22 protein-coding genes and 1 riboswitch are annotated in these 23,627 nt (G+C 60.3%); of the genes, 6 read left to right on the top strand and 16 right to left on the bottom strand.

What is annotated here, in order from left to right:
• Positions 1–154: 154 nt before the first annotated feature.
• The gene (locus ACZZ0K_RS08735; RefSeq protein WP_041480044.1) at positions 155–1,255 is read left to right on the top strand and encodes a polyamine ABC transporter substrate-binding protein; all 1,101 of its coding nucleotides are present in this window, start codon (positions 155–157) and stop codon (positions 1,253–1,255) included.
• Positions 1,256–1,378: 123 nt separating this feature from the next.
• Here the strand turns inward: ACZZ0K_RS08735 and ACZZ0K_RS08740 are convergent, their stop codons facing one another.
• Together ACZZ0K_RS08740 and ACZZ0K_RS08745 are read right to left on the bottom strand one after the other, a co-directional pair.
• The gene (locus tag ACZZ0K_RS08740; RefSeq protein WP_258706820.1) at positions 1,379–2,353 is read right to left on the bottom strand and encodes a TerC family protein; all 975 of its coding nucleotides are present in this window, start codon (positions 2,351–2,353) and stop codon (positions 1,379–1,381) included.
• 238 nt (positions 2,354–2,591) lie between these two features.
• The gene (locus ACZZ0K_RS08745) at positions 2,592–3,380 is read right to left on the bottom strand and encodes an AraC family transcriptional regulator (protein WP_258706819.1); all 789 of its coding nucleotides are present in this window, start codon (positions 3,378–3,380) and stop codon (positions 2,592–2,594) included.
• An 82-nt stretch (positions 3,381–3,462) separates the two neighbouring features.
• Between ACZZ0K_RS08745 and ACZZ0K_RS08750 the strand changes: the two genes are divergently transcribed.
• Complete coding sequence (locus tag ACZZ0K_RS08750) at positions 3,463–4,461, top strand: bile acid:sodium symporter family protein (RefSeq protein ID WP_041480047.1); 999 nt, start codon at positions 3,463–3,465, stop codon at positions 4,459–4,461.
• A 6-nt stretch (positions 4,462–4,467) separates the two neighbouring features.
• On the opposite strand, the gene ACZZ0K_RS08755 is transcribed toward ACZZ0K_RS08750, so the two are convergent.
• A complete protein-coding gene (locus ACZZ0K_RS08755; protein ID WP_252867757.1) occupies positions 4,468–5,070 on the bottom strand; it encodes a LuxR C-terminal-related transcriptional regulator in 603 nt (200 codons plus the stop codon).
• Between the two features lie 114 nt (positions 5,071–5,184).
• Between ACZZ0K_RS08755 and ACZZ0K_RS08760 the strand changes: the two genes are divergently transcribed.
• The gene (locus ACZZ0K_RS08760) at positions 5,185–6,813 is read left to right on the top strand and encodes an ATP-binding response regulator (protein ID WP_258706818.1); all 1,629 of its coding nucleotides are present in this window, start codon (positions 5,185–5,187) and stop codon (positions 6,811–6,813) included.
• Between the two features lie 50 nt (positions 6,814–6,863).
• On the opposite strand, the gene ACZZ0K_RS08765 is transcribed toward ACZZ0K_RS08760, so the two are convergent.
• From ACZZ0K_RS08765 to ACZZ0K_RS08790, 6 genes are all read right to left on the bottom strand, one after another.
• On the bottom strand, positions 6,864–7,550 hold the full coding sequence (locus ACZZ0K_RS08765) for a hypothetical protein (RefSeq protein WP_252867755.1): 687 nt from the start codon (positions 7,548–7,550) through the stop codon (positions 6,864–6,866).
• 643 nt (positions 7,551–8,193) lie between these two features.
• Positions 8,194–8,532, bottom strand: a complete 339-nt coding sequence (locus ACZZ0K_RS08770; protein WP_463559055.1) for a hypothetical protein — start codon at positions 8,530–8,532, stop codon at positions 8,194–8,196.
• A complete protein-coding gene (locus tag ACZZ0K_RS08775) occupies positions 8,529–9,053 on the bottom strand; it encodes a hypothetical protein (protein WP_463559056.1) in 525 nt (174 codons plus the stop codon). Before ACZZ0K_RS08775 ends, ACZZ0K_RS08770 begins: the two co-directional genes overlap by 4 nt.
• Positions 9,053–9,382, bottom strand: a complete 330-nt coding sequence (locus tag ACZZ0K_RS08780) for a hypothetical protein (protein ID WP_463559057.1) — start codon at positions 9,380–9,382, stop codon at positions 9,053–9,055. Before ACZZ0K_RS08780 ends, ACZZ0K_RS08775 begins: the two co-directional genes overlap by 1 nt.
• Positions 9,383–9,719: 337 nt before the next feature.
• Positions 9,720–10,892 (bottom strand): cystathionine gamma-synthase, encoded by a 1,173-nt coding sequence (locus tag ACZZ0K_RS08785; protein WP_160769445.1) that lies wholly within the window; start codon positions 10,890–10,892, stop codon positions 9,720–9,722.
• A complete protein-coding gene (locus ACZZ0K_RS08790; RefSeq protein ID WP_252882179.1) occupies positions 10,889–12,265 on the bottom strand; it encodes a pyridoxal-phosphate dependent enzyme in 1,377 nt (458 codons plus the stop codon). The genes ACZZ0K_RS08785 and ACZZ0K_RS08790 overlap by 4 nt, the downstream gene beginning before the upstream one ends.
• A gap of 364 nt (positions 12,266–12,629) precedes the next feature.
• Between ACZZ0K_RS08790 and metE the strand changes: the two genes are divergently transcribed.
• On the top strand, positions 12,630–14,918 hold the full coding sequence (gene metE / locus ACZZ0K_RS08795; RefSeq protein WP_258706816.1) for a 5-methyltetrahydropteroyltriglutamate--homocysteine S-methyltransferase: 2,289 nt from the start codon (positions 12,630–12,632) through the stop codon (positions 14,916–14,918).
• A 211-nt stretch (positions 14,919–15,129) separates the two neighbouring features.
• Here metE and ACZZ0K_RS08800 read toward each other — a convergent pair whose 3' ends face one another.
• The 3 genes from ACZZ0K_RS08800 to ACZZ0K_RS08810 are packed head-to-tail and all read right to left on the bottom strand — an operon-like array spanning position 15,130 to position 17,917.
• On the bottom strand, positions 15,130–15,894 hold the full coding sequence (locus ACZZ0K_RS08800) for an ABC transporter ATP-binding protein (protein ID WP_252884361.1): 765 nt from the start codon (positions 15,892–15,894) through the stop codon (positions 15,130–15,132).
• The gene (locus ACZZ0K_RS08805; protein ID WP_041480056.1) at positions 15,891–16,907 is read right to left on the bottom strand and encodes a FecCD family ABC transporter permease; all 1,017 of its coding nucleotides are present in this window, start codon (positions 16,905–16,907) and stop codon (positions 15,891–15,893) included. The genes ACZZ0K_RS08800 and ACZZ0K_RS08805 overlap by 4 nt, the downstream gene beginning before the upstream one ends.
• The gene (locus ACZZ0K_RS08810) at positions 16,904–17,917 is read right to left on the bottom strand and encodes an ABC transporter substrate-binding protein (protein ID WP_252884360.1); all 1,014 of its coding nucleotides are present in this window, start codon (positions 17,915–17,917) and stop codon (positions 16,904–16,906) included. Before ACZZ0K_RS08810 ends, ACZZ0K_RS08805 begins: the two co-directional genes overlap by 4 nt.
• Before the next feature lie 140 nt (positions 17,918–18,057).
• A riboswitch (cobalamin riboswitch) is annotated at positions 18,058–18,251 on the bottom strand.
• 137 nt (positions 18,252–18,388) lie between these two features.
• Here ACZZ0K_RS08810 and ACZZ0K_RS08815 point away from each other — a divergent pair.
• Entirely contained in the window at positions 18,389–18,616 is a 228-nt protein-coding gene (locus ACZZ0K_RS08815) for a ParD-like family protein (RefSeq protein ID WP_007918027.1), read from the top strand.
• Complete coding sequence (gene map / locus ACZZ0K_RS08820; protein WP_024013195.1) at positions 18,613–19,404, top strand: type I methionyl aminopeptidase; 792 nt, start codon at positions 18,613–18,615, stop codon at positions 19,402–19,404. Before ACZZ0K_RS08815 ends, map begins: the two co-directional genes overlap by 4 nt.
• 203 nt (positions 19,405–19,607) lie before the next feature.
• On the opposite strand, the gene ACZZ0K_RS08825 is transcribed toward map, so the two are convergent.
• Genes ACZZ0K_RS08825 through ACZZ0K_RS08840 form a run of 4 tightly spaced genes read right to left on the bottom strand, consistent with a single transcriptional unit; the run spans position 19,608 to position 23,526 of the window.
• A complete protein-coding gene (locus ACZZ0K_RS08825) occupies positions 19,608–20,762 on the bottom strand; it encodes an ABC transporter ATP-binding protein (protein WP_016775021.1) in 1,155 nt (384 codons plus the stop codon).
• 17 nt (positions 20,763–20,779) lie between these two features.
• Complete coding sequence (locus ACZZ0K_RS08830; protein ID WP_007918021.1) at positions 20,780–21,589, bottom strand: ABC transporter permease; 810 nt, start codon at positions 21,587–21,589, stop codon at positions 20,780–20,782.
• 6 nt (positions 21,590–21,595) lie between these two features.
• The gene (locus tag ACZZ0K_RS08835) at positions 21,596–22,504 is read right to left on the bottom strand and encodes an ABC transporter permease (protein WP_056789380.1); all 909 of its coding nucleotides are present in this window, start codon (positions 22,502–22,504) and stop codon (positions 21,596–21,598) included.
• Complete coding sequence (locus ACZZ0K_RS08840; RefSeq protein ID WP_016775018.1) at positions 22,501–23,526, bottom strand: ABC transporter substrate-binding protein; 1,026 nt, start codon at positions 23,524–23,526, stop codon at positions 22,501–22,503. The genes ACZZ0K_RS08835 and ACZZ0K_RS08840 overlap by 4 nt, the downstream gene beginning before the upstream one ends.
• Positions 23,527–23,627 lie beyond the last annotated feature (101 nt).

Consider the following 23,627-nt stretch of genomic DNA (forward strand, 5'->3'; position numbering starts at 1 on the left):
GGCCTGCCGCCTACTGTCATCGCGCTACGCTGTCAGCAAGAATCGAAACCATAACAACAGGCTCGACCTTTTTTGCCCTTGGCTATCGTTACAGCCACTGCCGTGTACAGAACATAAAAACCATCGATCTCACGTCGCATTCGGGGAAACAACCATGGTCACGATCAAACGCATTCTGGGCGCCACCGTGTGTGGCTTGACGCTGCTGGCCAGCGCCGTCCAGGCCGAGCAGCGCGAACTGCGGGTGTACAACTGGGCGGATTACATCCTGCCGTCAGTGCCCAAGGACTTCGCCGAGCAAAGCAAGATCAAAGTGACCTGGGACACCTTCGACACCAACGAATCCCTGGAAGCGAAACTGCTCACCGGCAACTCCGGTTACGACCTGGTGGTGCCGTCCAATCAGTTCATCGAAACCCAGATCAAGGCCGGCGTGTTCCAGAAACTCGACAAGTCGAAATTGCCGAACTGGCAGCACCAGGATCCGGCCCTGCTCAAATTGCTCGACGCCAACGACCCCGGCAACCAGTACGGCGTGCCATACATGTACGGCACCGTGCTGATCGGCTTCAACCCGGCCAAGGTCAAGGCCGCCCTGGGCGAAAATGCGCCGGTGGACAGTTGGGATCTGGTGTTCAAGCCCGAGAACATGGAAAAGCTCAAGGCCTGTGGCGTGGCGATGCTCGATTCGCCGTCGGAGATCCTGCCGCTGGCCCTGCATTACCTCGGCCTCGACCCGAACAGCCAGAACCCGGCGGACTATGAAAAGGCCAAGGCCTTGATGATGAAGATTCGCCCTTACGTGACCTACTTCAACTCGGCCAAGTACATGACCGACATCGCCAACGGCGACATCTGTGTGGCGATCGGTTATTCCGGCAGCTTCTACCAATTCGGCAATCGCGCCAAAGAGGCGGGCAACGGCGTGGTGGTCGACTGGCGTTTGCCGAAGGAGGGCGCGCCGATCTGGTTCGACACGTTCGCCATTCCGAAGAGCGCTAAGAACGTCGCCGAGGCCCACGAATTCCTCAACCACTTGCTAGATCCGAAAGTGATCGCACCGATCAGCGATTTCCTCGGTTACCCGAATGCCAACAAGGACTCGATGCCGCTGGTCAACAAGGACATCACCGACAACCCCAACCTGACCCCGACCAGCGAAGCGCTGAAAACCCTGTATGTGGTGCAACCGTTGCCGCAGAAAATGGAACGGGTGCGCACGCGGGTGTGGACCAGTATCAAATCCGATAAATAAGAGCATCGCACTTCAAATGTGGGAGCGAGCCTGCTCGCGAAAGCGGTGTGTCATTCAACTCCTATGTTGAATGAACCGGCGTAATCGCGAGCAGGCTCGCTCCCACAGGTGGGTTGTGTTGTGTCATTCGGTGCGGCGTTCTGCCTCGCGGCTGGTCGCCAGACTCAACAACACCGACCCCAGAATCACCGACCCGACTATTGCCAGCGACCATTCCACCGGCATGTGGAACCACGGCATCAGCACCATCTTGCCGCCAATGAACACCAGCACGATCGCCAGCCCATATTTGAGCAGATGAAAACGGTCAGCCATGTCCGCCAGCAAGAAGTACAGCGCGCGCAGGCCCATGATCGCGAAGATGTTCGAGGTGAAAACAATGAACGGGTCGGTGGTGACGGCGAAGATCGCCGGGATGCTGTCGACCGCGAACATCAGGTCGCTGGCCTCGATCAGCACCAGCACCAGGAACATCGGTGTTGCCCAGCGCACGCCGTTCTGCAGGATGAAAAACTTCTCGCCGTGAAAGCCACTGGTGATGCGCATATGCCCGCGAACCCAGCGCAATATCGGATTCTTTTCCAGATCCGGTTGATGATCAGCGAACACCAGCATCTTGATCCCGGTGATGATCAGGAACACACCGAAGGCATACAGCAGCCATTCGAACTGCGACACCAGCCACACACCGGCGAAAATCATTATCGCGCGCATGACAATCGCGCCGAGCACGCCGTACAGCAGCACTCGTCGTTGCAATTCCGGCGGCACGGCGAAGTAGCTGAAGATCATCACGAAGATGAACATGTTGTCGATCGACAGCGACTGCTCGATCAGGTAACCGGTGAGGAATTCCAGGGTTTTCTGCCGGGCGATTTCACCGCCGAATTCACCGTGCAGATACCACCAGAGCAACCCGGCGAAGCTCAGCGCCAACAGGCACCAGGCAACCACCCAGGCCGATGCTTCACGCACCGATACCCGGTGCGCCTTGCGCCCGCCGAAGACAAACAAGTCCAGGGCCAGCATGGCCAGAACGAAGACGATGAAGGCGCCCCACATCCAGGGTTCGCCGATGTTGATGTTCGTGGCAGGCATGGCACGCTCCCTGTCTTTTTATTTGCAGCAAGCGCATCCCCTGTGGGAGCGAGCCTGCTCGCGAATGCGATGGAACAGTGAAGTTGAGGTTGCTGACCCACCGCGTTCGCGAGCAGGCTCGCTCCCACAGGGATCATCTTCTCTTCTCGATCAAAGTCAGACGGGGCCATGCTAGCGACGGATCTGGAGCAAAGAAAAATCGTTTATTTCTGACTGACAGTTCGGCAAAAACGAAGTGTCAGCGGAAAAACTCTCCCGGCGTTTCGCCGAACTGCTGACGAAACGCGGCGATAAACGCCGAGGTCGAGTCGTATCCACAAGCCAGTGCAACGTCGGTCACACGCTCACCTTTCTCCAGCGGCGTTAGAGCTCCGAGCAAGCGCAGGCGCTGGCGCCAGGCGCGGAAGGTCAGGCCGGTGTCGCGCAGAAACAGGCGCGTCAGAGTCTTTTCGGTGATGCCGAATTTTTCGCTCCAGTGGCTCAGGGTGGTCTGCTGCTCCGGGTGTTGCTCAAGGCTCTGGTAGATCTGCTTCAGGCGCGCGTCTTGCGGCAGCGGCAGCATCAAGTCGATGGTCGGCGCGTCGGCCAATTGATCAAGGATTACCTGGGCCAGGCGTCCGTCAGGGCCGCTCTCGTCGTATTCCACCGGGACCTGACTGAAGGCGCGAATTAATTCCCTGAGCAGCGCGCTGACGCCGAGCACATGGCAATGCTCGGCGGCCCAACCGGTGACGCTGCTGTCGATGTACAGGCTGCGCATTTCCGTATGCGGTGCGCTGAACACCCGGTGCGGCACGCCGGCCGGAATCCACACCGCACGCTCCGGCGGCGCGACGAAACGGCCAGCGCTGGTCTGCACTTCGAGGACGCCCTGGATCGCGTAGGACAACTGCACCCACGGATGGCTATGACGGCGGGTGAGGGCGCGATTGGGCAGCGATTCGGTGCGTCCGTAAACGGGGCGCGGCAGGCTGGGCAGCCCGGGAACACTGCGGCGAACGCTCTTGGAATGTCCTTTAGGCGGCATCTGGCGGCTCTTCGGCGTTAGTCGGTAATTGCCAGTCACGTTAGAGTCGTCGGCACGCACTGGCAACCTTCGGATGAACCGCATGACTCGCCCACGTTTTCTGCCCGATAACTTCACCCTGACCTTGATCGGCGTCGTCTTGCTGGCGAGCTTCCTGCCCGCCAGCGGCCAGGTCGCAGTCGGCTTCGGCTGGCTGACCAACATCGCCATCGCCCTGCTGTTCTTCCTGCACGGCGCCAAGCTGTCGCGCGAATCGATCATCGCCGGCGCTGGCCACTGGCGTCTGCATCTGCTGGTGTTCGGGCTTACCTTCGTGCTCTTCCCGATTCTCGGTCTGGCGCTCAAACCACTGTTGTCACCGCTGATCGGTGATCAGCTGTACATGGGCATGCTCTATCTGTGCGCATTACCGGCCACCGTGCAGTCGGCGATCGCGTTCACTTCGCTGGCGCGAGGCAATATTCCGGCGGCGATCTGCAGTGCGGCGGCGTCCAGTCTGTTCGGGATTTTTCTGACGCCGCTGCTGGTGACGCTGCTGCTCAACGTTCACGGTGACGGCGGTTCGACCCTCGATGCGATCGTGAAAATCAGCGTGCAATTGCTGCTGCCGTTCATTGCCGGGCAGATCGCCCGCCGCTGGATCGGCGCGTGGGTAGGGCGCAACAAGAACTGGCTGAAATTCGTTGATCAGGGTTCGATTCTGCTGGTGGTGTACGGCGCATTCAGCGAAGCCGTCAACGAAGGCATCTGGCAGCAGATTCCGTTGTTCGAGTTGCTCGGCCTGGTGGTGGTCTGCTGCATCCTGCTGACGTTGGTTCTGGTGGCATCAATTCTGTTGAGCAAAGCCTTCGGCTTCAATCAGGAAGACCGCATCACCATCCTGTTCTGCGGCTCGAAAAAGAGCCTGGCCACCGGCGTGCCGATGGCGCAGGTGTTGTTCGCCGGCAGCACCATCGGCGTGCTGATTCTGCCGCTGATGCTGTTCCACCAGATTCAGCTGATGGTCTGCGCGGTGCTGGCGCAGCGCTATGCGAAACGGCCGGAGTCGGTGCCGGATCTGATGGCGCAGGTTGATCCATAAAAGGGTTCACAGACCCGAATACTTGACCGCCGCTGCCGCCCGCGTCGGCACGTCCAGCGTGCGCAACAACGAAGACACATGGATCCTCACCGTGAACGGCGAAATATCCAGCTCACGGGCAATTTCCTTGTTGGTCTTGCCTTGCGCGATCAACCGCAGCACGTCCTGCTGACGCGGCGTCAGCGTCGTCGCGGTTTCCAGCGGCAACAAGCCGGACGGCGCCGACTTCACCAGCACCTCGCCTTCACGGATCGCCAGAATCGCCTGGCCAATTTCATCCGGCGCAATGTTCTTGCCGATAAAACCGTCGATGCCCGCCGCCATGACTTCACTGATCAGCGTCTGATCGTCAACCATCGACACCACGATCAGCGTGGTGCGCGGCAATCGTTGGCGCAAGTCGGCGAGTTGAGTGATGCAGGTCAGTCCGGGAAAACGCAGATCGAGCATCAGCGTGTCCGGCTCGTCGCCCTGTGGCAGCAGCTTGAGCACCGCGTCGAAGTCGCCAGCCTCGCAGGTATCGGCATCGGGCAGCAAGCGCTGCACTGTGCGCAGCATCGCCTCGCGAAACAGCGGGTGATCGTCGGCTATGATGATCCGGCACGTCATGACGCGACCCTCCCTGGGTCAGGCGTGATTCAAGGCCTGCACCTTAGCACTGGACGCGAAGGTTGCCTGTAGGCTGCTTCCGAAACTGACGATTGCTGCACAAGGACGTTTACCATGAAGTTCGAAAAAAATACCGAACTCGACCAAGCCAACCTGCGCATTATCATCGCTGCAATTGCGGTGGTTTACATGGTCGTGCTGGGTTTTCTGCCGGGCCATCGCTTCGATACCTACCTGCCGGTCATCACTTACATTGTCTTGTTTCTGCTGGCTTCGATCACGTTCCGCCAAGCCATTGCGCGTTGGCCCGGGCATTATCCGGCGCGGCGGATTTTTGCCATGGTCCACGATTACACCGGCACCTGTTTTGGACTGGTGATCGGCGGCGAAGCGGCGCTGCCGTTGTATGCGGTGATGGTCTGGGTCAATCTCGGCAACGGCATGCGCTACGGCTCGCGCTATCTGGCAATCGCCACCGGCCTTGCATTGGTGGCGCTGCTGGTGGTCTATCGCCTGACGCCGCATTGGCAGGCGCAGCCGTTCATGGTGCTGATGCTGCTGATCACCAGCACGGTGATTCCGTTTTATGCGCACTTGCTGCTTGAGCGTACGCGCAAGGCGTCGGAAGAAGCGCTGGCGGCTAACCTGGAAAAGTCGCGGTTTCTGGCGCAGGCCAGTCATGACTTGCGTCAGCCGATTCATTCCATCGGTCTGTTTACCGCGTGTCTGCGAGAGTCGCGCCTGGGCGACGACGAGCGGCGGCTGGTCGATAACATCGACCGCTCGCTGCTCAACGTTTCGCAATTGTTCCGCTCGATTCTCGACCTCTACACCCTCGATAACGGTCGGATCGAAGCGAAAATGCAAACGCTGAATCTTGGTGAATGGCTTGCGGATCTGATACGCCAACACCAGGAAGCGGCCCGTTGGGCAGGCGTCGAGCTGCGGCTGCGACCGTGCAACCACTGGGTCAGAACCGACCCGGCGCTGCTCGCGACCATGGTGCAGAACGTGCTCTCCAACTGCTTCAAATACGGCGCGCAACGACCCGTGCTGATCGGCGTGCGTAGACGTGGGGCAGGGCTGGCCATCGTCATCCATGACCGTGGCAACGGCATTGCCGAAGAGCATCTGCACAAGGTCTTCGAGGAGTTTTATCGGGTACGGCAAGTGCGCGACAAAGATGTCGAGGGCGTCGGGCTGGGCCTGTCGATCATCAAGCGTCTTGGTGAACTGATCGATGTGCACGTTGCTCTGCGTTCACAGTTGGGGCGCGGCACAGCTGTGACGCTTGCGGGGTTGCCGATCGTGGCCGCGCCGCAGTCACTGGTGGTTCGCAGTGAAGCGCGGCAGATGGGTTTGTTGACCGGACTGAAGGTGTGTCTGGTCGAGGATGACCGCAACGTGTTGCTCGCGACTTCGGCGTTGCTCGAACGCTGGGGCTGTGTGGTGCAGGCCGAGTGGTCGGCTGAAGGCCTGGTCACCGACTGCGACATCATCGTCGCCGACTATGACCTCGGCACCCACGCCACTGGCATCGAATGCATTGACGAAGTGCGCAGGCGGCGCGGTTGGGCGGTGCCGGCAATGATCATCACCGGGCATGACGTCGAGAAAATTCAGGCTGCCTTGCATGACCGCCAGATTGCGATTCTGTCGAAACCTGTGCGCCCGGCCGAGTTACGCGCGACGTTGCGCGCCCTGCGTGATCGACAAGGCGCAGCGGTTGAACAGATGCTGTAAAGGCCAATGTAAACGGGCGGCTCAGGAGCTCGCCCGTTATTTCGCGGCGATTATTGTGGGCTGTTGAACTGGTCGGAATAGCTGCCGGTCATCAGCGCCGATGCCACGCGATCAGAACCGACTCCGACCCGGGAGTAGGCCACTCGGTTGACGCCGGTGCGGTCGGCCCCATCCGCTGCCAATGCTCCGGCACCGACACGATCAGCGCCATCGGCAGCCACCGCGCCTGCGCCGACACGATCAGCGCCATCGGCAGCCACTGCACCGGCGCCGACACGATCAGCACCATCGGCAGCCACCGCGCCCGCGCCGACACGATCAGCGCCATCGGCAGCCACTGCGCCCGCGCCGACACGATCAGCGCCATCGGCAGCCACTGCGCCAGCGCCGACACGATCAGCGCCATCGGCAGCCACAGCGCCGGCACCGACACGATCAGCGCCATCGGCAGCCACCGCGCCGGCACCGACACGATCAGCGCCATCGGCAGCCACCGCGCCGGCACCGACACGATCAGCGCCATCGGCAGCCACCGCGCCGGCACCGACACGATCAGCGCCATCGGCAGCCACCGCGCCGGCACCGACACGATCGGCGCCATCGGCAGCCACTGCGCCGGCGCCAACATGATCAGCCCCATCCGAAGCCAACGCCTGCGGTTGCGCCGCCAAGACATTCGGCACCACAACGCTGGCCGCTACCGCAAGAAGCACGCCTGACAACAACTTGTATTTCATGGTTTTCTCCACGACCCGTTGCCAAACAGCGATCAATCGCGCGCGATGCATACAGACGCCACGACTCACTGGCTTGGGTTCTACCTGGTTGGCGAAAGGCACGGGCACACCGAACGGCGTGCGGGTGTCGAGATAATTTTGATCGAGCCGATTGAGTATAGGATCGGCCTCGGGAACTGCCACGGCGGGGAGATCGACGGACAAAAAAGACGAAGCCCGCATCGTGCGGGCTTCGTTGTGTGGAGCTGTTTACATTTTTGCCAGCGCCTGAGCCAGGTCGGCGCGCAGGTCTTCAACGTCCTCAACCCCAACTGACAACCGCACTGATCAGAGCCTTCAGCCACGACGTAGTTGAGCAATTCGCCAATCAACCACAGGCGTTCGACTCACTGGCTCGGCTCAAGCTAATTGGTGAGTGCAGGCCGAAGGCCGGAAAAGTTTGGGATTGAAGCCCGAAAGGGTGAAACGGGCCGGCTGTTTGGCCTGGCTCAACGCGCACCGCGAAAGTCCGGCCCGCAGGGAACGTCAGATGGCAGGATCGGCAGTAAGCCATCACTGATCGCATGCGACCATTGCAACGATGGCCTCAGCGACTTGAAGCACGAAGCTTGACACCTGTTTCCGGTCCCGCTGGCCGCTGAGATTAAACGCCTTCAATCGGGTGAGTGACCTTCCATTTTTCGGCAAAAGCTTTGCCTTGCTCGATTTGTTCGGGTGTCATTTTTTTAGAATATTCTTCTAATCTTTCCCGATCATACTCTTTATCAGACTCATCATTATCTAAGCCTGCTAAAAGCAACGTAAGGCCGTAAGCCTTCACCATATCAAATGGAAAGCCATAGTAATTTGGATTACTCGCATACTCTCGAGCAAGCAAACCGATACCATTGCTGTCACCCACCTTCGCAGATTCCTCTAGCCAATATCGGGAAATTGATAGATCTCCGTTATATTCATAAATAGAGGCTGCATAGGCAATCATTGCTTTTGGATAGCCATTTTCAGCCGCTCGCTTATACCACTTGTTGATTTCCTTGCGGCGCTGCCCAAACCACCAAAAAATCCATCTCCAGCTGAATAGCTCTCGGCAAGTTGATATTGTGCGAGCGGGTAGCCTCCCTCTGCTGATTTAATCAACATATTAAAATCAGAATTTCCTACATATAATAAATATGCAGCTTTCATGTCACCGGAAGCAATTTTTTCTCGCGCAATCTTCTCAAATTCTGATTTCCACTCGCGCTGAGTTTTATCTCCCTTCGGGCAGTTCTCAACGATGGTGCATAATTTATCTCCATCATCAAGAGCCAGACGAAGCAGGGAGTTAAAATTTCCTTGATTAGCAGAATGTACGAGCCATTCGCGCGTATCTTCCACACTGTGGTTTTTTGCATAACGAAGCTCATCCTGTAGATGAAACCACTCTCCTACAACATCCGACTTGGCTACCCAATCATTTAGTTCGCCTAGTTGTTGCAAATCATTTGAGGCAAATTTCTCCATTAAAGTTTTTCTGTACTCTTGATCCCATTCACCTCGGCTTTTTCCCCTTCGGGACAAAATGCAGCAATAACACACAGCTTGACGTTGTGAGACAACTGATATAGGGAGAATAAATTGCCTTGATTAGCAGAAGCCACGAACCACTTTACAGATTCTTTCGAGTCTAGCGCTTTATTAAGTTCCAGTTGGCGAAGTTGTTGCGCCAGATAAAATTGTGCTTCTGCATCGCCAGCCTCAGCGGCAATGCGCAATTCACGCTCTGCATTTTTCTCTTGTTTATATAGTGAAATGCCGCGATCCTTGGCTGCCTGCTGTTCCTGTGAAAGCACTGCCGATGCGGTGACTGAGTTAAATAAAAAAGTAAACTTAAAATCGATTTAATTAGATTTTTATAATGATTCATTTTCTTCCCTGTGTAATTAACAAGCGAGCGCCGTATTCCATATGCTGTTTGACACCAAGAAGCGAAATGAGGTGGGCGAATGTTGCGACACTTGTGTTGTCGAGTTTGCGCAGCAGCACGGAGCTCTTCATTCGGCAGACTTAATGCCATTTTCAAAAAGACTTGTATGACAATAAAATCGAGAGATCGAAAGGCCACAGGGGGTTCCCCGTGTGGCGAGGGTATTTATCCCCGTTGGGCTGCGATGCAGCCCCTTCAAAGAGTCACATCTTAGCCAAAGCCTGCGCCAAATCTTCCCGCAGATCCTCAACATCCTCAACCCCCACCGACAACCGCACCAGCCCATCGCCAATACCAAGCTTGGCGCGCGTCTCCGGTGGAATCGTCGCGTGGGTCATGATCGCCGGATGCTCGATCAGGCTTTCCACGCCACCGAGGCTTTCGGCCAACGCAAAGATCTTCACGTTTTCCAGAAAGCGCCGCGCACCGGCCAGGTCGCTGTTCAGATCGACGGAAATCATCCCGCCAAAGCCACGCATCTGCCGCTTGGCCAGTTCGTGCTGCGGGTGCGACTCAAGGCCCGGATAGTAGACGCGCTTGACCTGCGGTTGCTGCTCGAGCCACTGCGCCAGATCAAGGGCGTTGCTGCAATGGCGTTCCATGCGCAGCGCCAAAGTCTTCACCCCGCGCAGGGTGAGGAATGCATCGAACGGCCCGGAAATCGCGCCGACGGCGTTCTGCAGGAAGCCGAGTTTTTCCGCCAGTTCGGCGTTCTGTCCGACCACGGCAATGCCGCCGATCACGTCGGAGTGGCCGTTGAGGTATTTGGTGGTCGAGTGCAGGACGATGTCGAAGCCCAACTCCAGCGGGCGCTGGATGTACGGGCTGGCAAAGGTATTGTCGGCGACGCAGATGATCCCCCGCGCGCGGCAGATGCGCGCAATGGCGGCCAGATCCGACAGGCTCAGCAGCGGGTTGGTCGGAGTTTCGACCATGACCATGCGCGTGTCGTCCTGCAGCGAGGCTTCGAACGCCGACAGATCGGTCAGGTCGACGAAGCTGAAACGGTGCCCGGCGCTGCGCTGGCGAACCTTGTCGAACAGGCGGAAGGTGCCGCCGTACAAGTCATTGCCGGAAACGATGTGCGAGCCTGCGTCGAGCAGTTCCAACACCGTGGAAATCGCCGCCAGCCCCGAGGCGAAGGCGAACGCGCGGGTGCCGCCTTCGAGGTCGGCGACGCAGCGCTCCAGCGCGAAGCGCGTCGGGTTGTGCGAGCGGCCGTAGTCGAACCCCTTGTGCACGCCGGGGCTGTCTTGCAGGTAGGTGGAGTTGGCATAGATCGGCGGCATCAGCGCGCCGGTGGTCGGGTCGGGCTCTTGTCCGGCGTGGATCACCCGGGTGGCAAAGCCTTGGGATTTATCGTCGTGCTGACTCATGCAAGGGATCTCCGTAATTGGTTGAGCATGTCGGTGCGGGTAATCAGGCCATGGAAGCCGGAACCGTCAGCGATGATCGCGACGAGGCCACGGCTGAGCACCGCTTCCAGCTCGGCCAGGGTCGCAGCCGGGGCGAGGGTTTGCAGTTTGTCGGTCATCACGCTGGACACTGACTGGCTGAAGCGCGCGGCATCTTCGTGGACGCCGAGGAGGATGTCGGACTCGTCGATCACGCCCACCAGTTGCTTGCCTTCGACCAGCACCGGCAGTTGCGAAACATCCGCCAGACGCATGCGCTGAAACGCAGTGAGCAGGGTGTCGTCAGGGCCGACGCTGATCACCCGGCCGTCCTCGAAACGCCGTGCGATCAAGTCGCGCAAGTCGCCGTAGCCTTTGCGTTGCAACAGGCCTTGATCGGTCATCCACTGGTCGTTGTAGACCTTCGACAGGTACCGCGTGCCGGTGTCGCAGACGAAGCTGACCACGCGTTTCGGCTCGGTCTGTTCGCGGCAATAACGCAGCGCGGCAGCGAACAGTGTGCCGGTCGATGAGCCGCCGAGAATGCCCTCGGCCTTGAGCAACTGGCGCGCGTGATCGAAGCTTTCCGCGTCGCTGATCGAGTAGGCGTGACGCACGCTGGAGAGGTCGGTGATCGACGGAATGAAGTCTTCGCCGATACCCTCGACCGCCCACGAACCGGGCGTCGGCAAGGTACCGTCGCGGCTGTATTGCGCCATCACCGAGCCGATCGGATCGGCGAGGACCATTTCCAGATCCGGTTGCACGCGCTTGAAGAAACGACTCAGCCCGGTCAGCGTGCCGGCCGAACCGACGCCGACGACAATGGCGTCCAGATCATGTTCGGTCTGCGCCCAGATCTCTGGCGCGGTGCTGCATTCATGGGCCAGCGGGTTGGCGGGATTGTTGAATTGGTCGGCAAAAAACGCGCCGGGAATGTCCTTGGCCAAGCGGGCGGCGACGTCCTGGTAATACTCGGGATGGCCCTTGCCGACATCGGAGCGGGTGATGTGCACTTCGGCGCCCATGGCCTTCAAGTGCAGGACTTTTTCGGTGGACATCTTGTCCGGGACCACAAGCACCACACGATAGCCTTTGGCGCGGCCGACCAGCGCCAGACCCAGACCGGTATTGCCGGCAGTGGCCTCGACAATCGTCCCGCCCGGTTGCAGGCGACCGTCACGTTCGGCAGCGTCGATCATCGCCAGACCGATACGGTCCTTGATCGAGCCGCCAGGGTTCTGCGATTCGAGTTTGAGAAACAGCGTGCACGGTCCGGTATCGAAGCGGGTGACCTGCACCAGCGGAGTATTGCCTATCAGCCCAAGCACGGCAGGGCGTGATTCCTTTGACATTTCTTCACCTCTTTATGGTGTTGATCGCGTTCCAATCGCGGGGAAAAGACTCGCGTGCAACTTAGGCGCAGACATCCTCTCTCGCAACCTCTAATCCTTGGAAAATCCAGCCATTTGGATCTAACGATAGAACGAAAACTTGCATGTTGCCCTGACGTGTTCTGATCGTTCCCACGCTCCGCGTGGGAATGCAGCCTTGGAAGCTCTGAGTCCCTACGGCCAGAAGATCCCAGCCTTCGACAGCTCCTACGGGGCGCCTGTGCATGAGTAGAACTTGTGATGATCTAGAATTTATTGAGTTTGTTTCATCAAGTCCGGTTCCCGACAATACCCGCCATCGAATAAGCATCTGGAGTTGTTTGTCATGGCACTGGCCCATTCCTTGGGATTTCCGCGCATCGGTCGCGACCGCGAACTGAAGAAAGCGCAAGAGGCGTTCTGGAAAGGAGAACTGAACGAGGCGGGCCTGCGTGACGTCGGGCGTGAGCTGCGCAAGGTCCATTGGGACTTGCAGAAAAACGCCGGCATCGACTTGCTGCCGGTTGGCGATTTCGCCTGGTACGACCAAGTGCTGACCCACTCGCTGATGTTCGGCGTGATCCCCGAGCGCTTCCGCCCCCATGACGGCAAAGCCACGCTGCAGACCCTGTTCAGCATGGCCCGTGGCGTCAGCAATACTTGCTGCGGCGAAGGCCACGCTCAGGAAATGACCAAGTGGTTCGACACCAACTATCACTACCTGGTACCGGAATTCAGCGCCGATCAGCAATTCCAGCTCGGTTGGGAGCAGTTGTTTGAGGAAACCGAAGAGGCCCGTGTGCTGGGGCACAACGTCAAACCGGTGATCATCGGTCCGCTGACCTATCTGTGGCTGGGCAAAACCAAAGGCGTCGACTTCGACAAACTCGATTTGCTTGATCGCCTGCTGCCGCTGTACGGCCAGATCTTCGCGCGGCTGGCGGCGTTGGGTGTGGAGTGGGTGCAGATCGACGAGCCGATTCTGGTGCTCGATTTGCCGCAGGACTGGAAGAATGCCTTCGAGCGCGCCTACAACCAGATCCAGCGCGATCCGCTGAAAAAACTGCTCGCCACGTACTTCGGTGGTCTGGAAGAAAACCTCGGTCTGGCGGCGAACCTGCCTGTCGATGGCTTGCACATCGATCTGGTGCGCGCGCCGGATCAGTACCCGACCATTCTGGATCGTCTGCCGGCTTATAAGGTGCTGTCGTTGGGTGTGGTCAACGGTCGGAGCGTCTGGCGCTGCGATCTGCAAAACGCGCTGGCGACGCTGCGCCATGCTCATGAGCGTCTGGGTGATCGATTGTGGGTAGCACCGTCCTGTTCATTGCTGCACAGCCCGGTTGATCTGGGCCGCGAAGACCAGCTCGATGCCGAACTGAAAAGCTGGCTGGCGTTCGCCGTGCAGAAGTGCGAAGAGGTCGCCGTGCTCGCTCAAGCGGTCAGCGAACCGGAAGCGCCGAAGGTACTGCGTGCCCTCGCGCAAAGCCGTTCGGTGCAGACCAGCCGCGCTGCCTCGCCGCGTATTCACAAACCGGCGGTGCAAGCGCGGGTCGCGGCGATCACTGCCAGGGATGCGCAACGGCAATCGCCGTTTGCCCAGCGTATTGCCAAACAGCGCGGCAAGCTCGACCTGCCGTTATTCCCGACCACCACCATTGGCTCGTTTCCGCAAACGTCGGCGATCCGTCTGGCGCGTCAGGCCTACAAGCAAGGCAAGCTCAGCGCGGCCGATTACACCGATGCGATGCACACGGAGATTCGCCACGCGGTGGAAATTCAAGAACGCCTCGGCCTGGATGTGCTGGTGCACGGTGAGGCCGAGCGCAACGACATGGTCGAATACTTCGCCGAACAGCTCGACGGCTATGCCTTCACCCGCTTTGGCTGGGTGCAGAGCTATGGTTCGCGCTGCGTCAAACCGGCGGTGATTTTCGGCGACCTCAGCCGCCCGCAGGCGATGACGGTCGAGTGGATCCGCTACGCCCAAGGCCTAACCGACAAGGTCTTGAAAGGCATGCTGACCGGCCCGGTGACCATGCTGATGTGGTCGTTCCCGCGCGAAGACGTCAGCCGCGAGGTGCAGGCTCAACAACTGGCGCTGGCCATTCGTGACGAGGTGAATGATCTGGAGGCGGCGGGAATCAAAATCGTCCAGATCGACGAAGCGGCGTTCCGTGAAGGCTTGCCGTTACGCCGGGCGCAGTGGCCGGCGTATCTGCACTGGGCGAGCGAAGCATTCCGCCTGTGCGCCTCCGGCGTGCGCGACGAAACGCAGATCCACACGCACATGTGCTACAGCGAGTTCAACGATGTGATCGAGTCGATCGCGGCGATGGACGCCGATGTCATCACCATCGAAACCTCGCGTTCGGACATGGAACTGCTCGAAGCGTTTGAAGCGTTTGCCTACCCGAACGACATCGGCCCCGGCGTGTACGACATTCACTCGCCACGGATTCCCGATGTGACGGAAATGGTCGGTTTACTGCGCAAAGCGGCGCAGCGTATTCCGGTGGAGCGGCTGTGGGTCAATCCGGATTGCGGGTTGAAGACCCGAGGCTGGCCAGAGACCGAAGCGGCGCTGGTGCACATGGTCAGCGCCGCGCGGCAACTGCGCAAAGAGTGGGCCTGATCCTCTACCGCCCGGGAATACATAACCTTTGTGGGAGCGAGCCTGCTCGCGAAAGCGGTGTGTCAATCGACATCAATGTTGGATGACCTGACGCCTTCGCGAGCAGGCTCGCTCCCACAGAATTCGCGTTCTCCCCGTCATTCACGGCAACACACAAATCCTTTGTGGGAGCGAGCCTGCTCGCGAAAGCGGTGTGTCAGCTACACATGCATCAAGCAAGGAAGCGCAATATCGGCGCACCATCGAACGGGTCCGTCAGATAGTGCGCCCTGACCCCGAAAGTCGTCTGTAACCGCTCCGGCGTCAGCACTTGCAGCGGCTCGCCAAGCGCGACCAGACGCCCGCGCTCCAGCACCGCCAGGCGATCGCACTTGAGCGCCTGATTGAGATCGTGCAGGGCGATCAGCGTAGTCACCGGCAGTGCGCGCACCACGTGCAGAATGCTCATCTGATGCTGGATGTCGAGGTGGTTGGCCGGCTCGTCGAGCAGCAGGATCTGCGGGCGCTGCGCCAGTGCGCGGGCGATGTGCACGCGTTGGCGTTCCCCGCCGGAGAGGCTGCGCCAGAGGCGGTTGCGCAGGTGCACGGCGTCGACGTCGACCAGCGCTTGCTCGACGATGGCGTCATCGGCCGGCGACCACGGTTGCAGCGCCGACAACCACGGCGTCCGCCCCAGCGCCACCGCGTCGAACACGCGAATGCCATCGTCGGTATCGGCCTGTTGCTCAACCACCGCCAGCGTCTGCGCGATGCTGCGCCGCGACATCTTGCGCAGCGTCCGACCGTCGAGCTGCACCCGACCCGCGCTCGGTTCGCGCAGGCCGGCGAGCAGTTTCAGCAGCGTGGATTTACCCGAACCGTTCGGCCCGACAATGCCCAGGGTCTCGCCGCGCTCAACGTCGAGGCTGACACCGTTGAGCAACTCGGCACCGCGCACTTTGAAGCCCACATCAGCACAACTCAAAACCGTGTTCATCGCGCCGATCTCCGGCCCACCAGAATCAGCGCGAACACCGGCGCGCCGACCAGCGCAGTGATCACGCCGACCGGGATCACCTGACCCTTGATCAGGGTGCGTGACAGCACATCGGCGGCGATCAGAAACACTGCGCCGCCCAACGCACTGGCCGGCAGCAGACGGGCATGGCCGGTGCCGAGCAACAACCGCGCGGCATGGGGAATCACCAGACCGACAAAGCCGATCGAGCCGACAATCGACACCATCACCGCCGTCACCAGCGCGGCGCAGCCAATCAACAGAATCTGCACACGTCGCACTGGAATGCCGAGAGACGCCGCCGAGTCCGCACCAAAGGTGAACGCATCCAGCGCTCGGCGATGCCACAGACAAACAACCAACCCCAACACAGCCACCGGCACCGCCAGCCACACCGACGGCCAGCGCACGCCGCCGAGATTGCCGAGCAGCCAGAACATGATCCCGCGCGCCTGTTCCGAGCTGGCCGAGCGGGTGATCAGAAAAGCGGTGAGGGCGTTGAACAGCTGCGAGCCGGCAATCCCGGCCAGAATGATCTGCCCGGTGCCGCTGGCCGAGCCGCTGACTCGCGCCAACAGGATCACCAGTGCGAAAGCGGTCACCGCGCCGGCAAAAGCACCGACCGACAATGAAATCGCCCCGGCACCGACGCCGAGCAGGGCGACCATCACCGCGCCGGTCGAGGCGCCAGCAGAAATTCCCAGCAGATACGGATCGGCCAACGGATTGCGCAGCAGCGATTGCAGGATTACGCCACAGGTCGCCAGACCGGCGCCGCAGGCCGCCGCGACCAGCGCGCGGGTCAGGCGATAGTTCCAGACAATGCCTTCGTCGATCGGGTCGAGCACATAACCGGCGCCCCACAGCTTGTTCGCCAGCACCTGCAACACCACGCTCGGCTCGATCGAAGTCTCACCAATGGCCACGCCGCCAATCAGCGCGACCGACAGCGTCAACAGCACCAGCAGCAAACGGATCAGGCGTCTGCTCATGGCGACAGGTCGTAGCCGTTGATGGCGCTGGCCAGTTGTTCGAGGCCGTCGAAGGTGCGCAGGCTGGCCTGCATGGCCATGGCGTCAAGGATGATGATGCGGTTGTGCTTGACCGCGTCCATGTTGCGCGTCACCGGATCACTGCGCAGGAAGGCGAGTTTCTTCTGATAGTCGTCCGCCGGGAAACGTCGACGATCCATGCGCGCGATCACCAGAAACGTCGGGTTGGCCTTGGCGATGGTTTCCCAGCCGACGGTTGGCCATTCTTCATCCGACTCGACGACGTTGCGCACGCCGAGGGTGCTGAGCATGAAATCGGGCACACCTTTGTGCCCGGCCACGAAAGGCTCGATGTCCATCTCGGCGCTGGAGAACCACACCAGGGCGCTGACGTCTTTGCGCTGCTGCTTTTTCGCGGTGGCGATCGACTGCGCGAGGCTGGCTTTGAGCTGCTCATTGAGCTGCTCGCCACGCGCCTGCACATCGAAAATCGCCGCCAGTTGGCTCACGCTTTTGTAGATGCTGTCGATGCGAAACGGCGCCAGCCGCGTGCCGTCCGAACCGACGAGGTTGTCCTTGGCTTCGCAATCGGAGGGCAGCAGATAGGTCGGAATCTTCAGTTCATGAAACTGCTCGCGGGTGCCGACCGCGCCTTGCGGGCCGACCATCCATTCCAGCTCGACGGCAACCAGCTCCGGGCGTTTAGCGATCACCGCTTCGAAACTCGGCTCGTTATCGGCGAGGCGCTCGATCGTGTCGTTCTGCGCTTTGTATGTGCTCAGCACGTCGTTGAACCACAGCGAAGTGCCAACGACTTTGTCGCCCAGACCCAAGGCATAGAGCATTTCCGTGCCGGCCTGGCCGATGGTCACCGTGCGCGCAGGCGCGTGCTGAAAGGTCAGGCTGCTGCCACAGTTTTCGACGGTCAGCGGATACGCAGTCGGCGCCGCTTGCGCCAGGGCGCAAAGGCTCAGAGCGGTGAGCAGGGTGGCAACGCGGGGCAGCAGCATGGGGCAGTCTCCAAGGGAACCGTACGGGAGCGGGCGGGTACGGTTTGGAAACACACCTCGGGCGCGGTCGTGGAAACTGCGCAAGGCCGGCACGGGGAAAATGCGCACGGCACGATGTCCTTCCCGGACACCCCGCCGGTTGGTCAGTCACTGTGCCGGCAGGTCTCCTGACTGATGCGTCATCGCCACGCTCCGGCCTTCCCGGGAGTCACCCAGTGGCAGTCAAGGAGCAGGCTCGGCACCTACAGTTGCGGGGGCAGTTCCGATTGATGCTGTGCAAGCATTTCGGATTCCCTATTAATTCCGTGTGGAAACCGGCGCGGGCATGGTAGTCGATCAGGCCGCTGATGGGGAGCCGATTCTGCTTCGGCAGCTCCTGCACGGGTGCGTGTTTGCGTGGCGGAGCGTTTGCAATCCGAGGGTAAGCTTGGCTAGTATACGATCCATATACATTTCGTATCGGATATAGACATGGGCATCGTAAAGATTTCAGAGGACATGCACGAGAACCTGCGTATCTCCAGCAACGCCCTCAGCCGCTCGATCAACGCGCAGGCTGAGCACTGGATGCGCATCGGCATGCTCGCCGAGCTGCATCCCAATCTCGACCACAGCGCCATTTGCCGCCTGCTGATCCGCGCCGAACAGAATGGTGGGCTGGATCTGCAACAACTGACTCAGGAAGCCGTCAGCGCATGAGAAACCAGATCAAGATCAACACCCCGGCCGACATCGAAAAATCCCGCGCCGCCGGCAAACTCGCCGCTGAAGTGCTGGCAATGCTGGTGCCGCATGTGAAGGCTGGCGTGACCACCGATGAGCTGGATCGACTGTGCAACGATTACATCGTCAATGTGCAGAAGGCGGTGCCAGCCAACGTCGGTTATCACGGCTTTCCGAAAACCGTCTGCGCGTCGGTCAACGACGTGGTGTGTCACGGCATTCCATCGGGTACGCCATTGAAGGATGGCGACATCGTCAATCTCGACATCGCCGTGATCAAGGATGGCTGGTTCGGCGATACCAGTCGCATGTATGTCGTGGGTGAGGCAAGCCCCGAGGCGCAGCACCTGATCAAGACCACTTACGATGCGATGTGCGCAGGCATCCGTGCAGTGAAGCCGGGCGCAACGCTGGGCGATATCGGTCATGCGATCCAGAGCCTGGCGGAGGCGGAGGGCTTCAGCGTGGTGCGCGAGTACTGCGGCCATGGCATCGGCAAGGTCTATCACGACGAACCGCAAATCCTGCATTACGGCTTTCCCAATCAAGGGCTGAAGCTTAAGGCCGGGATGATTTTCACCGTGGAACCGATGCTCAATGCCGGCAAACGCCATGTGAAGAACATGCCGGATGGCTGGACGGTGCTGACCAAGGATGGCTCCTTGTCGGCGCAGTGGGAGCATATGGTCGCGGTGACGGAGAGCGGGTTCGAAGTGCTGACGGCTTGGCCGGATGAGATTGAAGGGTACCGGGCCATTGGCTAATACCGTGTCGCCTGCTTGCCCTCACCCTAGCCCTCTCCCAATGGGAGAGGGGACTGACCGAGGTGTTGTTGCGAGATACGCCGACGTGCGATACCGAGTCGAACTTACATTTTGAACAGCATGAAGATCGGCTCCCTTTCCCCCTCGCCCCCCGTGGGGGAGAGGGCTGGGGTGAGGGGGTAGATCCAACTGACTCAGCGCAATCAGTGAGCCCCGGCAGCCTTGTTCAAATCGCTCTCGGTCCACTCGGTATAAACACAAGCATCCGCCGTCGCCCAGCGCACTCGTACCGGATCGCCGGCCTTGAGCGGCATGCCCGCTGCCGATAGCGCTTTCACCGTCATCGACGTCCCGCCCGCAGTCACCACGCTGCACGTCTGGCTTTCACCGAGAAACAGCACCTCCACAACGTTCGCCGACACCTCATTCCAGCCCGCTGCCAGCGGCTCATCCAGCGCCTGCTGCGTGCTCAGCGCCAAGGCCTTTTCCGGACGCACCATCAGCAGCACATCCTGATCAGTGTGCAACCCGGACGTCAGCCGAATCGACAACGACTGGCCCTCGAAACTCGCTGCTGCATTGCCTTGCGCCTTGAGCTTGAGGAAGTTCGAATTGCCCAGAAACGACGCGACAAATGCATTGGGCGGATTCTGGTAAAGGTCATAACCACTGCCCAGACCAACGATTTTGCCGTGGCTGAAAATCGCGATGCGTTGCGACAGACGCATGGCTTCTTCCTGGTCGTGGGTCACGTAGACGATGGTGATGCCCAGGCGCCGGTGCAGCTGGCGCAGTTCATCCTGCAAGTCCTCGCGCAGCTTCTTGTCCAGCGCGCCCAACGGTTCATCCATCAGCAGAATGCGCGGCTCGTAAACCAAGGCGCGAGCGATGGCAACCCGTTGTTGCTGGCCGCCAGACAGTTGCGAAGGGCGGCGATGGGCGAACTGTTCGAGCTGCACCAGTTTGAGCATCGCATCGACGCGCTTTTCGCGCTCGGCGGCAGCCAGTTTACGGATCGCCAAAGGGAAGGCGATGTTGTCGCGCACCGACAGATGCGGGAACAGCGAGTAACGCTGAAAAACCATGCCGATGTCGCGCTTGTGCGGCGGCACGTTGACCAGCGACTGGCCGTTGACGAGGATCTCGCCGCTGCTCGGTGTTTCAAAACCGGCGAGCATCGACAGCGTGGTGCTTTTGCCCGAGCCGCTGGAGCCCAGGAACGTGAGGAATTCACCGTCCTTGATGTCCAGCGAGATGTTATCGACTGCAGCAAAATCGCCGTAGTGCTTGTTCAGGTTGCGCAGGCTGACCAGGGGTTTGTCGCTCTGCTGGGATGCGTCTTTGATCACGGCACTCATGTCGTACTCCTGGGCGCTCAGGCGCTGATTTCGTTGCGCCGGCGCAGGGCGGCGGCGATCACCATGACCAACACTGACAGGCCGATCAGCAGCGTCGAAGCGACGGCGATCACCGGGGTCAGGTCCTGGCGCAGGGTGGTCCACATTTTCACGGGAAGGGTTTGCAGAGTCGGGCTTGCCATCATCACGCTGAGCACCACTTCGTCCCACGAAACGAGGAAGGCGAAGAGGGCGCCGGCGACCATGCCCGGACGAATCGCCGGGAACGTCACCTTGAACACCGCTTGCAAGCGCGAGGCACCGCAGATCACCGCCGCGTCTTCAATCGACTGATCGAACAGCTTCAGCGAGTTGATGATCGAGATGATGGTGAACGGCAGCGCGACGATCACATGGCTGACGACGAAGGCGAACATCGTCCCGGTGTAGCCGAGCTTGAGAAACAGCGCGTACACCGCCACGGCAATGATCACCAGCGGCACGATCATCGGCAGGGTGAACAGGCCGTAGAGCATCTCGCGGCCGGGGAAGCGTCCGCGCACCAGCGCAAACGCGGTCGGCAAACCGAGCGCCACAGCGCAGATGGTGGTCAGCACGGCAACTTTTAGGCTGGCGGCGGCGGCGTTCATCCAGTCGGGATTGGAGAAGAACTGGCCGTACCATTTCAGCGTCCAGCCCGGTGGCGGGAACACCAGCCACTGCGAGGAGCCGAACGACAGCAGCACGATGAACACGATCGGCAACAGCAGGAACAGACCGATCAGCCCGGTAGTGGCGTAGAGGCCGAAACGCATGCGCCGGCTCATGGCATTGGGGGTCAGGAGCATGTCGGCTTACCTCGCGTTACTGGCGCCAACCGGGGATTCCGGTTGAAGCTTCAGGTAGAAGTAGAACAGCACCAGGGTGATTGCGATCAGCAATGCGGCGCCGGCACTGGCCAGGCCCCAGTTGAGGAACGATTGCACCTGCTGAATGATGAACTCCGGCAGCATCATGTTCTGCGCCCCGCCGAGCAGCGCGGGGGTGACGTAGTAACCGAGCGACATTACGAACACCATCAAACCGCCGGACGCCAGACCCGGCCGGCACAGCGGCAGGAACACCCGGAAGAAGTTGGTCCACGGACTGGCGCCACAGATCGAGCCGGCCTGCAGGATCATCGGGTCGATGGCCTGCATGGTCGCCTGCAACGGCAGTACGATGAACGGGATCATGATGTAGCTCATGCCGATCACCACGCCGGTGAGGTTGTGCACCATCTCCAGCGGTTGATCGATGATGCCCATGGCCATCAAGGTCTTGTTGATTACGCCCGAGGCTTGCAGCAACACCAGCCACGAATAGGTGCGGGCGAGCAGGCTGGTCCACATCGACAGCAGCACGATGTTGAGGATCCAGCGCCCCCAGCCGCGCGGCACCAGGGTGATCGCCCAGGCCAGCGGAAAGCCCAAGAGCAGGCTGAACAGCGTCACCAGCCCGGCCACCGAAAAGGTGTTGAGCAGCACTCGCGCATAGGCCGAGTTGGCGAACAACTGTTCGTAGTTGCCGAGACCAGGCACAGGTTCCAGCACACCGCGCAACAGCAGGCCAATCAAAGGCGCGAGAAAGAACAGGCCGAGGAACAGCAGCGCCGGGACGAGGTTGCCGGCGCCGCGCCAGCGTTGCTTGAAGGCCGAACCGGCAGCGCCGGCGGCGCTCCCGGTGGCAGTGGAAGGACGAGGCGCAGTGGCCGCGATTTTCATTTGACCAGCCATTCGTTCCACCGTGTCGCGATAGCCGGACCGTTCTTGGCCCAGTAAGCGAAATCAAGGGTGATCTGATCCTTGGCGTAAGCCGTCGGCAGGTTGGGGGCCAGCGTCGAATCCAGACGCTCCACACTGTCGAGGTTGACCGGCGCGTAGGCGGTCAGGTTGGAGAAGTCGGCCTGGCCTTTGGCGCTGCTGGCATTGGCGAGGAACTTCATCGCCGCGTCCTTGTTTTTCGAGCCTTTGGGGATGACCAGAATGTCGGCCATGACCAGGTTCTGCTTCCAGCTCACGCCGACCGGTGCGCCGTCTTCCTGCAGGGCGTGCACCCGACCGTTCCAGAACTGGCCCATGCTCGCTTCGCCGGACGCCAGCAGTTGCTGCGACTGCGCGCCGCCGCCCCACCAGACGATGTCTTTCTTGATGGTGTCGAGTTTCTTGAAGGCGCGATCCAGATCCAGCGGGTAGAGCTTGTCAGCCGCAACGCCGTCGGCCAGCAGCGCCAGTTCGAGCACGCCGGGGCTTGGCCATTTGTACAGGGCGCGCTTGCCCGGGTAGGTCTTGGTGTCGAACAGCGCGCTCCAGTCCTGCGGCTTGTTGGCGCCGAGCTTGCCTTCGTTGTAGCCGAGGACAAAGGAGAAGAAGAACGAACCGACGCCGTGATCGCTGACAAAGCGCGGGTCGATCCTGTCGCGCTGGATCACTTTGAAATCGAGGGGTTCGAGCAGGCCTTCGGCAGCGGCGCGCAGAGCGAAGTCGGCTTCGACATCGACTACGTCCCACTGCACGTTGCCGCTTTCGACCATGGCTTTGAGTTTGCCGTAGTCGGTGGGGCCGTCCTGGACGACGGTGATGCCGCTGGCCTTGCTGAACGGATCGGCCCAGGCCTGTTTCTGCGCATCCTGGGTGCTACCGCCCCAGCTGACAAAATTCACACTTTCGGCAGCCATTGCAGCCTGGCCGGTAACGCTGAGCAGTCCCGCGAAAAAGATCGCGGTTGCAGCTTTGTTCAACACCATGTTCACGCCCTCATTGTTGTGTTTTTGAGCGGGCCTTGCGTTGTTGCCCGCCTGTCGGGAGCAGTAGCTGGACGCTTTTTCACGTCGTCCGGTCTATGGAA

This window comes from Pseudomonas sp. AC255 (genome assembly GCF_979258175.1).

Coding starts and splice junctions, on each gene's coding strand:
- ACZZ0K_RS08735 (WP_041480044.1), top strand. CDS start 155: ATGGTCACGATCAAACGCATTCTGGGCGCCACCGTGTGTGGCTTGACG.
- ACZZ0K_RS08740 (WP_258706820.1), bottom strand. CDS start 2,353: ATGCCTGCCACGAACATCAACATCGGCGAACCCTGGATGTGGGGCGCC.
- ACZZ0K_RS08745 (WP_258706819.1), bottom strand. CDS start 3,380: ATGCCGCCTAAAGGACATTCCAAGAGCGTTCGCCGCAGTGTTCCCGGG.
- ACZZ0K_RS08750 (WP_041480047.1), top strand. CDS start 3,463: ATGACTCGCCCACGTTTTCTGCCCGATAACTTCACCCTGACCTTGATC.
- ACZZ0K_RS08755 (WP_252867757.1), bottom strand. CDS start 5,070: ATGACGTGCCGGATCATCATAGCCGACGATCACCCGCTGTTTCGCGAG.
- ACZZ0K_RS08760 (WP_258706818.1), top strand. CDS start 5,185: ATGAAGTTCGAAAAAAATACCGAACTCGACCAAGCCAACCTGCGCATT.
- ACZZ0K_RS08765 (WP_252867755.1), bottom strand. CDS start 7,550: ATGAAATACAAGTTGTTGTCAGGCGTGCTTCTTGCGGTAGCGGCCAGC.
- ACZZ0K_RS08770 (WP_463559055.1), bottom strand. CDS start 8,532: ATGATTGCCTATGCAGCCTCTATTTATGAATATAACGGAGATCTATCA.
- ACZZ0K_RS08775 (WP_463559056.1), bottom strand. CDS start 9,053: ATGGAGAAATTTGCCTCAAATGATTTGCAACAACTAGGCGAACTAAAT.
- ACZZ0K_RS08785 (WP_160769445.1), bottom strand. CDS start 10,892: ATGAGTCAGCACGACGATAAATCCCAAGGCTTTGCCACCCGGGTGATC.
- ACZZ0K_RS08790 (WP_252882179.1), bottom strand. CDS start 12,265: ATGTCAAAGGAATCACGCCCTGCCGTGCTTGGGCTGATAGGCAATACT.
- metE (WP_258706816.1), top strand. CDS start 12,630: ATGGCACTGGCCCATTCCTTGGGATTTCCGCGCATCGGTCGCGACCGC.
- ACZZ0K_RS08800 (WP_252884361.1), bottom strand. CDS start 15,894: ATGAACACGGTTTTGAGTTGTGCTGATGTGGGCTTCAAAGTGCGCGGT.
- ACZZ0K_RS08805 (WP_041480056.1), bottom strand. CDS start 16,907: ATGAGCAGACGCCTGATCCGTTTGCTGCTGGTGCTGTTGACGCTGTCG.
- ACZZ0K_RS08810 (WP_252884360.1), bottom strand. CDS start 17,917: ATGCTGCTGCCCCGCGTTGCCACCCTGCTCACCGCTCTGAGCCTTTGC.
- ACZZ0K_RS08815 (WP_007918027.1), top strand. CDS start 18,389: ATGGGCATCGTAAAGATTTCAGAGGACATGCACGAGAACCTGCGTATC.
- map (WP_024013195.1), top strand. CDS start 18,613: ATGAGAAACCAGATCAAGATCAACACCCCGGCCGACATCGAAAAATCC.
- ACZZ0K_RS08825 (WP_016775021.1), bottom strand. CDS start 20,762: ATGAGTGCCGTGATCAAAGACGCATCCCAGCAGAGCGACAAACCCCTG.
- ACZZ0K_RS08830 (WP_007918021.1), bottom strand. CDS start 21,589: ATGCTCCTGACCCCCAATGCCATGAGCCGGCGCATGCGTTTCGGCCTC.
- ACZZ0K_RS08835 (WP_056789380.1), bottom strand. CDS start 22,504: ATGAAAATCGCGGCCACTGCGCCTCGTCCTTCCACTGCCACCGGGAGC.
- ACZZ0K_RS08840 (WP_016775018.1), bottom strand. CDS start 23,526: ATGGTGTTGAACAAAGCTGCAACCGCGATCTTTTTCGCGGGACTGCTC.